Origin of the sequence: Chitinophaga sp. CF418 (genome assembly GCF_900142925.1) — a bacterium.
GTDB lineage: Bacteria > Bacteroidota > Bacteroidia > Chitinophagales > Chitinophagaceae > Chitinophaga.
The window spans coordinates 89,300-102,148 of sequence record NZ_FRCN01000003.1 but is presented as its reverse complement, the minus strand read 5'-3'; the positions used below and the strand labels follow the sequence as shown (position 1 = coordinate 102,148).

10 protein-coding genes and 1 CRISPR repeat array are annotated in these 12,849 nt (G+C 43.5%); of the genes, 4 read left to right on the top strand and 6 right to left on the bottom strand.

Translation table 11 applies throughout. The annotated features are described in order from the left end of the window. Positions 1-6 precede the first annotated feature (6 nt). From F3I09_RS08110 to F3I09_RS08100, 3 genes are all read right to left on the bottom strand, one after another. On the bottom strand, positions 7-645 hold the full coding sequence (locus tag F3I09_RS08110; RefSeq protein ID WP_149694540.1) for an NADH-quinone oxidoreductase subunit B: 639 nt from the start codon (positions 643-645) through the stop codon (positions 7-9). Then, positions 626-1,063 carry an NADH-quinone oxidoreductase subunit A gene (locus tag F3I09_RS08105; RefSeq protein ID WP_149694539.1) on the bottom strand — a complete coding sequence of 146 codons (438 nt, stop codon included), beginning with the start codon at positions 1,061-1,063 and terminating at the stop codon, positions 626-628. Before F3I09_RS08105 ends, F3I09_RS08110 begins: the two co-directional genes overlap by 20 nt. 145 nt (positions 1,064-1,208) lie before the next feature. Next, complete coding sequence (locus tag F3I09_RS08100; RefSeq protein WP_149694538.1) at positions 1,209-1,640, bottom strand: CBS domain-containing protein; 432 nt, start codon at positions 1,638-1,640, stop codon at positions 1,209-1,211. A 583-nt stretch (positions 1,641-2,223) separates the two neighbouring features. Between F3I09_RS08100 and F3I09_RS08095 the strand changes: the two genes are divergently transcribed. Beyond that, positions 2,224-2,943, top strand: a complete 720-nt coding sequence (locus F3I09_RS08095) for a hypothetical protein (RefSeq protein ID WP_149694537.1) — start codon at positions 2,224-2,226, stop codon at positions 2,941-2,943. Positions 2,944-3,294: 351 nt separating this feature from the next. Here the strand turns inward: F3I09_RS08095 and F3I09_RS08090 are convergent, their stop codons facing one another. Then, entirely contained in the window at positions 3,295-5,673 is a 2,379-nt protein-coding gene (locus F3I09_RS08090) for an ABC transporter permease (RefSeq protein ID WP_149694536.1), read from the bottom strand. A gap of 325 nt (positions 5,674-5,998) precedes the next feature. Here F3I09_RS08090 and F3I09_RS08085 point away from each other — a divergent pair, with 325 nt between their 5' ends. Beyond that, on the top strand, positions 5,999-6,748 hold the full coding sequence (locus F3I09_RS08085; protein WP_149694535.1) for a polysaccharide lyase family 7 protein: 750 nt from the start codon (positions 5,999-6,001) through the stop codon (positions 6,746-6,748). 105 nt (positions 6,749-6,853) lie between these two features. Here F3I09_RS08085 and F3I09_RS08080 read toward each other — a convergent pair whose 3' ends face one another. Further along, positions 6,854-7,852 (bottom strand): hypothetical protein, encoded by a 999-nt coding sequence (locus F3I09_RS08080; RefSeq protein WP_149694534.1) that lies wholly within the window; start codon positions 7,850-7,852, stop codon positions 6,854-6,856. Positions 7,853-7,964: 112 nt separating this feature from the next. Between F3I09_RS08080 and F3I09_RS08075 the strand changes: the two genes are divergently transcribed. Further along, positions 7,965-8,564 (top strand): hypothetical protein, encoded by a 600-nt coding sequence (locus tag F3I09_RS08075; RefSeq protein WP_149694533.1) that lies wholly within the window; start codon positions 7,965-7,967, stop codon positions 8,562-8,564. A 28-nt stretch (positions 8,565-8,592) separates the two neighbouring features. Here the strand turns inward: F3I09_RS08075 and F3I09_RS08070 are convergent, their stop codons facing one another. After that, the gene (locus tag F3I09_RS08070) at positions 8,593-9,240 is read right to left on the bottom strand and encodes an NAD(P)H-dependent oxidoreductase (RefSeq protein ID WP_149694532.1); all 648 of its coding nucleotides are present in this window, start codon (positions 9,238-9,240) and stop codon (positions 8,593-8,595) included. 349 nt (positions 9,241-9,589) lie between these two features. Between F3I09_RS08070 and F3I09_RS08065 the strand changes: the two genes are divergently transcribed. After that, a complete protein-coding gene (locus tag F3I09_RS08065) occupies positions 9,590-11,776 on the top strand; it encodes a glycosyl hydrolase family 18 protein (protein WP_149694531.1) in 2,187 nt (728 codons plus the stop codon). Between the two features lie 230 nt (positions 11,777-12,006). Further along, positions 12,007-12,849: a CRISPR direct-repeat array (repeat unit 29 nt; unit sequence GTTTCAATTCCTCTACGGTACAATTCAGA).

Here is a 12,849-nt window from a genome sequence, read left to right as displayed (position 1 = left end):
CCAGTTTTATATTTCGTCTATTCCTCTGAAGGAGGTCATGTTAGTACGTTCTTCGCGTCTGCTTTCTTTCATCGAAAGCATGTGTGGTTTTATTACGCCCTGCTCGCCAATGGTCCAGCTAAGGGGGCGGGCTTCCTTACCGACTGCATCGGCGAGAAGCATCAATCCCTGCATGAAAGCATCGGGTCTTGGAGGACAACCGGGTACATATACATCGACGGGCAGGAATTTGTCTACGCCCTGGACGACGCTGTATATATCATACATACCGCCGCTATTGGCGCAGCTGCCCATAGAAATTACCCAGCGGGGTTCCATCATTTGTTCGTGGAGCCGTTTGATAATAGGGACCATTTTGATGAAGACGGTGCCTGCGATAACCATGACGTCTGCTTCGCGGGGAGTACCGCGGATCACTTCAGCACCGAATCTGGCAACGTCATATTTACTGGTGATGCTGGTAGCCATTTCAACGAAACAGCAACTTAAACCGAAGTGAAAAGGCCACATGGAATTTTTGCGTCCCCATGCCAGGAGGTCCTGGACGGTGGTCAGCATAATGCTTCTGCTGACAGCTTCTTCCATGCTGCCGTTTCCCGAGATATGGCCAGACTGATCGCCTGCTTTACTTAGCCACCATTTCATTTTGTTTCTGTTTTTGTTTGTGGGCTTTTAATATTTTTTTAGCGTCAGCTCCTATGTTCAGGGCGCCGATACCCCACTCGTATATCAGTACGACTACAAGTTGTGCGATAAAAAGAGCTACGCCGATATAACCGGGCCATCCGAGGTCATAGAAGCCAAGGGCCCATAGCATAATGAAAACGGCCTCCACGTCGAAGATGACGAACAACATGGCGACCAGATAGAATTGTACGGAGAAACGAATGCGTGCAGAGCCTGTTTGTTCTATACCACCTTCATAGGGTTTGTTGGTGGCGCGGTCGTTATGACGTTGTCCGAGTATATAGGACAATGTAAGGATAGCAGCAAGTAATATTACTACCAGGCTGGAATAGAGCAATAAAGGCCATAAGGGAATACCATGTGTTTCGTTTCCCATAACGTAAAATTTTCCCGGAAGAGGAATACAGGGGTACCCTCTCCTTTTAATAAAAAGAAAGATGGTCCTTAATCCGATTTGACATACCGTATACCTGACTAATGAAAGCGTGGAAGTGGTACAGACAGTCTTACGTAATTAGTACTTAGCTAACGATGTAATGTTCAAGATTCTGAATGATGAAGTCCTTGTTGCTGATGACATATTTCAAAATGTCACCGATGGAGATAAGGCCGATCAGTTGATTGTTTTCGATAACGGGGAGATGGCGGATGAACTTATTCGTCATCAATTGCATGCAGTATTCAATTTCTGTATCAGGTGTAATAAAAACCGGGCTATCGGTCATAATGTCCCTGACTAGTGTTTCTTTGGAGGAGCGTCCTTTCAGGATGACTTTGCGTGCGTAATCCCGTTCTGTGAATATTCCTATCAGTTGTCCACTTTCGTCCACTACTACGAGTGATCCTAGATTTTTTTCTTCGAGTACTTCCAGTGCTTCGTACACGGTGCAGGTGGTGCAGATCGTGTAGACCATGTTTCCTTTTATTTGCAGGATATTTCTAACAGTATCCATAACAAAAAATTTAAGGAAGTGACTTTAGTATTAAGTTAGGCTTTTTTTGAATAAAAACAACTTTAAATGTGGATTTTAAATTTTAGGAGTTGATAAACGGCGTCTGGATGAGGAGTTGGACGCCTTTGTGGATGCAGGTTATAGGGGTATTAACTTTAATATATCATCAGGCAGTATATCTATGACGACTAATATGGATAAGTCTGTTGATGCTGTTGCCTCTCTCTTCTGAAAAAGTTATCCTGTTGTTCATCCGTTTTCAAATGCGAAAGGCACATAGTATGTCGAAAAATAGCGTACCTTGCAAATAAGATTCTCCTTAATAAACAACTCCAAAGCAGCAACGGACATTTACCTGAGAGACGGGATAGTATACAGGTATTGTTGAACGAGCATCAGCATTAAATAACCAATTTGTTACTATTGAGCAAATCCACATATTAACAATGCGATCCGCAGTGAAGCAAAGCAGTGCAATGAAATAATTATGCTCCGAACTGTAGCAATATGTATAGCTAGTCATAGCTTCGTTGTCTACTATTTGGAAGCATCCCCATCTTTTTATCACCAAAATTCATACACCATGAAAAAAGTTTTCCTCCTCCTCTTACTCATTCCTCTATTGGGTACAGGGCAAACAAAAACGGTACTTTCAACTAACCGCGTATTTGCAAAAAATGACAAGGTAGCCCAATTTGAAAAAGCACTTGCCAGCCATGCGCAGAGATTTCACAAGGGCGATCTGAGCTGGCGGGTATGGAGTATTGAATCAGGTCCCGACTTTGGCGGCTATCTGATTACTGAAGGACCTAATAGCTGGGATTCTCTTAATAACCGTGGCGACATCAGTGCGGCACATACGGCAGACTGGAACAACAATATAATGCCGTTGACCGAGGGGCGTGGTAAGGGTGAATATTACGTTTTCCAGGCGGATATGAGTACGGTGCAACTTACTGACTATGCTGACAAGGCAGTGATCAACCATGTGACAGCAAACCCGGGTAAGATTGCTGATGTGCAGGAGCTTACCAGGAAACTGAAAAAAGTGTGGGAAGCTGGTAAAGAATCCGTCGCAGTTTATATAGTGGCCTCTTCCGGAGAGCCGGGTTATATTGCTGTAACACGATTAAGGGAGGGCTTAAAAGAATTGTCTGCGGAGTATCGCAAACCACTAGCAGCAAGATACGATGAGGCTTACGGTTCGGGAGCATTTGACACATGGCTGAAAGATTATGCCGGTGCAGTGAAACTCCGCTGGACTGAACTAATCATCTTTAAGCCTGAGTTGAGTTCGAAATAAGTGCCATCAATATAGTCAACAAGAGAACTGGCTTTCACTAAGTCAGCCGTACCTGCTTTTATCTAAACCAGCCTTTGCGAGCATCTTTTCTGCCGGACTACTACTATTATGGATATAGTCTCAATGATAGAGACGTGGACATGATCAGGTGTTGATATCCGGGGAGTAGGAGCTGCAGAGGCTTTTCTCTATCTCCTATGTAATTTACCGATGTAGCAAGTATGCATCCTGGTACGGGATTATTTTTGATCATAGCGGCAGTTTTGCAATGTTTCGGATGAGGTTATTATTTACCTGACATTAAAAGACACCCGTTTCTGAGGCCATCCTTCCGGCCCCCTTTACCTGCTTTTACTCTGTCCGTAAACTTTTAACCGGGTTTGTTAATGCCGCACGAATGGCCTGAAAACTGATCGTGATCACCGTTATAACAATAGCAGCTATCGTTGAAGCAATAAATACACCGGGGGCGATCCTGATGCGATAATAATAGCTCTGCAACCAACTGTTCATAAAGCTGAAAGCCACAACTGACGCAATTAAACAACTGAATAGCACCAGTACAATAAATTCCTTTGAAAGCAGCAGCCAAACCTGTTGTACAGACGCACCCAATACTTTACGGATGCCGATCTCTTTAGTGCGCTTTTGCGCCATGTATGCTGCAAGGCCGAATAAACCTAAACAGGATATAAAGATTGCCAGCACGGCAAATATACCAGAAAGCTTACCTACAAGTATTTCCTGTTTAAACTTTGCTTCATAGCTTTCATCAGCAAAGTGATAAGTGAATGGATAGGCCGGATTGTATTTATTGAAGATAGCCGAAATTTTTGTGATGGTGGCCGCCGCGTCTTTATTGGGAGAGAGACGGTACATGATGCTGTTAGACCACGTGTTGTTATACACAAAGAACGTTGGTTCAGCAGGTGAAAATGGCGATAGCATTAAAGCATCCTTTACCACGCCTATTACACGGATCTTCTGTTTGTTGTTCCAGCTTATCACCTGATTGAGTGGGTCTTTTAAACGCATCCGTTTAACGGCAGCTTCATTCAGGATGACGCTTACGGAATCCAGTTTGTTACTACTTTCAAAGTTACGACCTTGTAGCAGCTGCATACCCAGCGTTTTAAAGTAGTCATCCGAAATACCTACACTCGCAACGTCCAGGCTTTCTCCCTCATATTTTCCCTGCCAGTCGTCAATACCTGACCACAAATAAAGATCGGTTGCGGGGACGGTGGACTTCGTTATACTAGTCACCAGACCTGTGTTCACCAACTCATCTTTCAATGCAGTAAAATTATGATCAAGATCACTGCTGGCGTCTGTCATGATCAGTCTATCCACATTATAACCTGTTTGCCTGTTCCTGGCATATTGTATCTGCTGGTACACAATAACAGTACTTATAATCAGCGCCACTGAGCAGGTGAATTGTACAACCACAAGTACTCTTTGTGGCAGTGCAGCTGTTTTACCGGTTTGCATACCCTTTAGTACGTTTACAGGACTGAAAGAGGAAAGATGGAATGCGGGTCTGCTTCCGGCCAGCAGACCGGTGAACAGTACATAAGACAACATGGATGCCCAGAAAGCTATATTCGACCATGGGATACTTATTTTAGCGGCAGCCAATGTATTAAATGCCGGTAGGATTGCTGTTACAAACACAAGTGCCAACAGAAATGCAATAGAAGCGATCATCAGGGATTCTGTCATAAACTGCAGCATGATGTGCCTCCGGGAAGAACCGATAGCTTTTCTTACCCCTACTTCCCTTGCACGCTTTTCTGATTTTGCTATTGAAAGATTGGTGAAGTTTATGCAGGCAATGATCAACACCAGTATGCCGATTATGCTAAACATGCGCACATAGTCAATGAGCCCACCGGAGATAATGCCGTTTTTAATCCCAGTGTACAAATGCCAGTCCTTAAGTGGTTGTATAAATATTTCCAGTTTCAGGTCTTTATAACCATCCGGATCATATTTTTTCATAATTGTTTTGAGCTTAGGCGCTACCTGCGCCATAGTAGCATTAGGTTGCAGGGCAATAAAGGTGGAGATGGGATTAAGGTTCCAGTTATCGAAGTTTTCTTTTATCCAGTTCTGTGTTTGTATGTAAAAACTAAAAGGGATGATATAGCTGAACCGCAATGTTGCATTGGCCGGTACGTCGGCCAGTACACCGGTAACTTTCAACTCATGCTGGTTATCTATCCGTACAATTTTATTGATGGGATCCTCACTACCGAACAAGGCTACGGCAGTAGAACTCGTAAGCACTATAGAAGCGGGGTCTTTCAGTACCTGTGCGGCATTTCCCTGTAATAAGGGATATTGAAAGATCTTTAGAAAGTCCTCTCCGGCAAAAATTCCCTTAATGTATACTTTCTTATCACCCACTATGAGGCTGTGCTGGCCTATCCAATCGGTCTGTGCTACGTACCTGATCTCCGGTATATCTGCTTTTAAGGCATTAGCAAGTGGCAGACAGGTCGCATAGCCGGCATCGGCCACCCCGTTACGGTCAGTCCTTAACATGGTACGGTAGACCTGCTGGTGTTGCGGCAGAAAGCGGTCGTACGAGAACTGGTATTGTACCCAAAGACCAATGACTAACACTACAGCCATGCCTATAGTAAGGCCCAGGATATTCAGCAATGTGTAGTTCTTGTCTTTAGCAAGATTACGCCAGGAGGTTTTGAGATAGCTTTTGAACATGACAGCCTGTTTTATAGGATAGAAAAGATGCACGATATCAATGCCAGTTTGCAATCGGCTGATTTTTATATGATTATGATATTCTTCTTGTGCGCTTTTGAAACGGGAAATGTCCGGAAACGAACAGCATTGACCCGGTGTGATAATCAGGACAAAAGAAAATATCAAACTGCGAAGCTATTTGCGCTGAAGTTCCTAAATTTTGACAGCGTTATAAACACCTCAGATGCCTGAATAGAGCCACATCGCCTGGTTTAATTGCTTCCCCCACGTTAGTTGTTCCGGCATTTAGGGTATTCATTATTCATCATTAAAAACATGCCAGATGAACCTATTAAAGCCCCGGGGCGGAATAATCCCTTTCCGTCCTCAAGGAATCTTATGCACTATCATCCTCTCCACATTTTTATTAACCGCTTGCAGGAAAGCTGCAATAGAACCAGGAGAGACGCCAACCGCTATTGACAGTAAGACAGATGAGATAAGTATTGCTGCTGCAAATCCCACCGGCGGCTGGACGCAGACATCTTATACCTACAGTATACAGACCCCGTGGAATCTTTCTCAGAGCAGCCGTTACAGCTACTCAGGAGGAGAGCACCGGTTTTGGATCTATCCCGGCGATGCCTGTCAATTTGAAGGCTGTACAACGGGACCACGGTCAGAACTTCGTATGAACAACAATTATACTTCCGGAAAACATCAGTTTGAGGGAGATGTATACATTGTTTCCGGTTCTGTAGGAACGGATATCATGCAGGTTTTTGGAGGGGCCACCAATGCAACAGCTATTATGCTAAAAATCCATGCAGGCAGTAACGGTACTATAAAACGTTATGACAACGAAACATTGATGACCAATGCCTATGACAAGTGGATACATGTCAACGTACAGCATGATGCTGACAACGGAAAGATATACGTTTATCTGGATGGGACGCTTAAAGGCACCTATGCAGATCGTGGAGATGCCACACATTATTTCAAGTGCGGTGTGTATAATATATCCGGGTCCAGGTCTGAAACCCGTTGGAAAAATGTAAAATACTGGAAGAATGGTCCTGTAGGACAGTGATTGGGAAATTTGTATCATTGGAGAATAACAAAACCCGGAAATTATTATCCCCGGGTTTTGTTATTTTATTAGTTTATAGTTCTACAGGTTAATGTTTCCTGCTTATTATAATTGTTTGCTCTTACTGAATTTATGCTCTTTATATTCAGCCAGCCGTTTGTCGATGATCGATTTCACTATTTCATAATTGCTTTCATTATAGGCTATCTCATTTAATTGCTTCGTTGCAGCCTCTCCGAAATAATTTTCTTTTAGTTCAGCGCTTTCTAAGAAGGAAAACGCAACATCCTGGGTATAAAGTATGTCATGTCCGCTTAGGTTTTTGATATAAGCATGCGTGAACGGTTTTTCGGCGGAAAAGTCATCTTCCAGCATATATCCTCTTTTAAGAAGACGCACCCACTCGGTAACAGGTAGCTTGCCTTCTTTAATATCTTTCGCTATGGTTAATTTTTGTTCATCGGTTTTTACTAAATCTTTTTCAATAGCCCATTGAAGGAACATCAGATGAGCTGTATTGTAAAAATACTTCGATGACAGGAATGTTTCAAAACGCTCGTACAGCCATTCGTAATAAAAATGGAAGAGAGGCATTGCATTATTCAGTCCGAGGGAAAAATACTTGATGGTTTGACTATCATTAAACTCGAGTCCCCAGACAATATCTTTCTCATTGTCTAAAGGTTTTTTCCACCTGTAAAAGCTTTCGCTTCCATCGTCGTTCAACCATACAGGGGAAATCTCACTGCTCTTTAATGTTGGTTCTCCCAGTTTCATCTTAAGGGATTCAAAATCAGCATTGAAATCCAGACCCAGAGGGAATTCCGTATTCGATTTATTGTTATACCATCTTACACTGCTTAGAACGGGTACAAAAATTCCCTTTTTATCTCCCTGGATCAAGGGATAATTGTCAAGGTGGATCTTTGCTTCAAATAACAGATCGATCCCCAGTTTTTTATTCTGCACCCAATAGGAGGTGTCGGTGCTGCGATTGGAAATAAAAGGTTTCTTAGGGTATTTGAATCCGTTTTTCTCAATAAATGATATGATCTTGTCATCGTCGACCCGTAGTCCTGCCAGATCTTTAAGGGTATTGAACATTCTGTGTTTTTTTATTTCAAGTTGGGATATCAGCTTGTAAAATAGAAAATATTTCAGATATATAAGGGAACCATTGACTTTTGTATATTTATGAGCAAACGGGCAAAACCCTATGACGAGCCATAAATTATTATCAATAGCCATTATTCTCACTTTACTCTTCAGCTATTCCTGTTCATCCAATGTAAAGAACGGGAAATTGGCTGATGGTTCGGCAATTGCCGGTAATATTGAAAAGGATACATTATTTGACGGTTTTTATACAGGGCTTGAAGAAATGTGCTCCACAGATAGTACCGGAAAAAAAGACTGTTACAATGATCCCTCAAGCCCGGAAAGAAAATGGTATCATCTGGGGAATTTATTAGTTAAGGGGGACAGCGTGTTCCTTGACCAAAGCCCAGTTAGTATTGGTAGTAAAAAAGATACTTTGTGGTCTGCTTCCGACGGTGGCTTTTATTATTATAGCGGAATACTTGTCCGAAATGATACGGGTGTTGTTTTTAACCTGAAGGAATTGTTTTGCGACTATTGTGGCACTGATGTGAAAATTGGACCTGATGGCACAACAGAACCTATACAAAGAACAAAACAGTTGGTGGGGCGCATAACTGATAAAGGTCTTGTTATCGACGGTTATTTATATGCCAGGACAACAATGGATGAAAGTCTCAACAATGAATATGATAGGTCAGCGGCACCGCTTCACTAAAGCCAGCAGGTTTGAAACCAGACACAGGCTATGGGAGAAATTTTAGCGAGCCCATGTCAAGCGGTCCTTTACCGGGCCATGGCCCATCGGGAATAGTAAGTTCGGCATGAGGCCAGGCAGTCCAGTTATTGCGTGGCATGCTTGCAGCCGTGGTCAGGTTTTGCAGCACGATAGAAAGGTCTGCCATCCGCCATACATCTTTATTTGGATCGTCTTGCTGACCGGCAGAGGCGGCCATGGCTTCCTGGCCTGTTCGCGACAATACAAGTACAGAACATGGGGGGCTCCAGCAGCCCAGGCCTCCAAATACCGCCTGCAGCCTCGCCGCCACTTCAATACCTCCTACTGAATCCATGGTTACCGCACAGGCAATCGGCTTGCCGAAAAAAGCCGGCGTATTTTCAAAAGCCGTAGTTACTTCAATAAATTGCTGGAGGGGCGAACTCCAGTTGTTCCAGTATACACCGGTTATCACCAAAAAGCCGTCGCAACCGTTCAACAGATCGTATACTTCCCGGATTCCTGGTAGGGGATCGGTAAGCGTTAACTGGGTCACCTGTTGCTGAAAGTCATTTATCAGCACCTGTGCCGCCTGGTTGGCTACTGCTCCCGAGTTACCTGATGTTCCCCGGAGTGAACCATTAATAATCAATATCTTTTTTGCTGTATGTGTCATGTTATCCGGCCCTAAATTGAACAATTTTTGTCAGTGCTCTTTCCTGTGGCTTTAAAGTTATACCCTCAGGAAGGCTCTCAAAGATATAACAAGGATATTGATTGAAAGTAAAAGTACCATGCGTTATGCAAGAACGGTAACAAGGCTTTGTGTACTTGTTACATAATTCCTTACCTGGCCCACACCACCTACGGCCCCCGAATATTAGTTTTTTGCCCCAGCGATGGTACTATCCGATCATCAACACGACATCTTATAGACATCCTATTAATAACCATTAGCTATCCTTGAAAATTGCTTAAGCTGCCAATGTGCAGCTTATTGAGCATCAATCCTTAAAATCAAATCAATGAGAACACAACAATGGATCAGAGCAGGCGTGCTGTCCTGTGCTCTTCTAATTATGTCTTTATTGTCCTTTGCACAGTTTAGAGTAATCGGATACATGCCCTCCTGGTCAGGGGATGTAAATGCTGTGCAATACAGCAAGCTTACTCACATTAACTATGCGTTTGTATTACCTACGGCTACAGGTGGGTTGCAGGGTGTTGACAATCCTTCCAAGCTGCAAAGCCTTGTTTCGCTGGCGCATGCCAATGGCGTTAAAGTGCTGATCTCTATTGGTGGTTGGAACAATGGTGATGACAGCGGGTTTGAATCATTGGCAGGGAACAGTAGTTACCGTACCAATTTCACCACGAGCGTTATGAATTTTGTAAATCAGTATAACCTGGATGGTGCTGATATTGACTGGGAGTATCCGGATCCGGGAGCTTCTGCCAATAACTATCTTGCGTTGATGACGCAGCTGGCTACTGCTTTGCATGCACAGGGTAAGCTGTTGACTGCGGCTGTAGTAGGTACCGGTGGTGAAGGTGTACTCAGTTCTGTATTTTCACAGGTAGATTTTCTGAACCTGATGGCATATGATTATAATAACTATGATCACTCTACTTATGCCTATGCATCACAATCTATATCTTACTGGAAGGGTAGAGGCTTACCTGCCAACAAAACTGTACTGGGTGTGCCTTTTTATGGTCGTCCGAGCTGGGAGAGCTATGCAGCATTGATCGCAAGGGGCGCTAGCCCGTATGCAGACACTTATAGTGGTGTTGGATATAACGGTATCACTACTATTAAAAGTAAGACTGACCTGGCCTGGGATCAGGGTGGTGGTATTATGATGTGGGAACTTTCCCAGGATGCTGTTGGTACTTATTCACTGCTTTCTGCCATTCACGATGAAGTGGTTGTAAAAGGCGGTGGCGGAGGAGGTAACAAAGCTCCGGTAGTGAATATTACTTCCCCTGCAGGAGGTGCATCCTTTAATGCGCCTGCTTCTGTTACTATCACAGCATCTGCATCTGATCCGGATGGTTCAGTTACCAAAGTGGAGTTTTATAATGGAAGTGTTAAGCTGGGAGAAGCTACATCCAGCCCTTATTCCTATACATGGACGAATGTAGGAGCAGGTAATTATACGCTTAGTGCGAAAGCTACTGATAATGCGGGAGCGGTTACTACTTCTGCAACAATTGCTATTGTAGTAAACGGTACCGGTGGTGGTAACACTTGTGATGGCATCGCTGCATGGTCAGCTAGTGCTGTTTATACGGCAAACATGCAGGTTGTTTATAACAGCAAAATATATACGGCTAAATGGTGGACGCAGAATGAACAGCCGGACACGCATACAGGCGATGGACAGGTATGGAAATATGAAAGAGATTGCGGTGGTGGTACCAATCCAGGTAACACATCTCCTGTAGTAAGTATTACCTCTCCTGCAGGTGGCGCTTCATTTACGGCTCCTGCTTCAGTGACTATTACTGCTTCCGCATCTGATGCAGATGGCAGCATTGCAAAAGTGGCTTTCTATAATGGCAGTACTAAACTGGGTGAAGCAAGCAGTGCGCCTTATTCCTATACCTGGACTAACGTAGCAGCAGGAAGTTATACGCTTACTGCCATTGCTACGGATAATGGTGGTGCAACTACTACCAGTGCGGGAGTAAATATCTCCGTGAACGGATCAGGAGGAGGAACTGGTAACTGTGCGGGTGTGGCTACTTATGCACCATATCCTGCGGTGTATAATATTGGAGATAAGGTTGTGTATAATGGTTATCTGTATGAATCGCTCGCTAACGGGCTGTATAATGTGACGCCAGGAACGGCAGATTATTGGTGGAAGCCATTGGGCGCTTGTTCAAGCAGTGCAAAAGTAGCAGTTGCAAATGTGAAATCTGTTAGCCCTGCACCGGTAGCTAAGGCACTGGTTGTTTATCCGAATCCTGTGACTGGTTCAACACTGCAGATTCAGGTGAATGCTGCGGTAGCTGAGAAGATTTATGTAGAGATATGGGGAATTAAAGGCGAAAGACCTGTGCTGCGTAAGGAATATGTGGGTAATGCTAAAGGTCAGCAGTTGATCAGCATTGATATTAGTGCTGTGCCACAGGGTACGTGGATTATTAAGACAGTTAATGCGGCTGGTACGCGTAAAGAAAGTGCGAAGATGATTCGCATGTAGTTTTAAATAGATGAAATGAAGAAGGGCCGTCTCGATGAGGCGGCCTTTTTTGTTGGGGAGAGGAGTTGTTTGGATGATCTTCCCAGGGGGTATTTTCTCTGGGGCAATTCCTGTGAGGTACAATTAATCAGACCATGATACAAGCAAGGTCGCGGCTGCTTGGTTATTTCAATTCCGGTAGGGGCAATTCAACCTACCGTTGCGCATGTAAAGATTATCCTGGATAATCTGTTTCAATTCCTATGTGGTACAATTCAAACTTGTATGGGTCAATTCCAGCAACATAAAGGCCGAAGCTTCAATTCCTCTGCGGTACAATTCAGGCTGATTACATATCAATCCCCAACCTTCCTAAGTGCGAGTTTCAATTCCTCTGCGGTACATGTTTCAGTTCCTATATGGTACAATTCAGACACAGACAGTTTTTATCTCGTCCAACCCTTCCCACTCTTTTCAATTCCTCAACGGTACAATTCAGACTTTTCAGGTGTTGCGAAAGTTAAGTTTTATTTAGAGTTTCAATTCCTCTACGGTACAATTCAGACTTTTCAGGTGTTGCGAAAGTTAAGTTTTATTTAGAGTTTCAATTCCTCTACGGTACAATTCAGACTCTGTTTCTTGGTTCTCATTGACAGCTCAACATAAACGTTTCAATTCCTCTACGGTACAATTCAGACCTTCCAGAATACAATGTACATCCGGTCCCGACTCTGGTTTCAATTCCTCTACGGTACAATTCAGATAAGACGAGGTGCAGGCGCAAGAAATCCGAGTACAGCTGTTTCAATTCCTCTATGGTACAATTCAGATTTGCACTTAGCATTAATCCTGTGCTGATCGGTAGCCAGTTTCAATTCCTCTACGGTGCAATTCAGACATATCCAACTGGAATTAAAGTTGAAAGCCAAAGCAGTTTCAATTCCTCTACGGTATAATTTAGACGTTGTCATTTGTAAAAAATTCGATGATCACGTATGTGTTTCAATTCCTCTACGGTACAATTCAGACAAGATGTCGGTAAAAAATACACCAAGCTGTTGACATGTTTCAATTCCTCTACGGTACAATTCAGA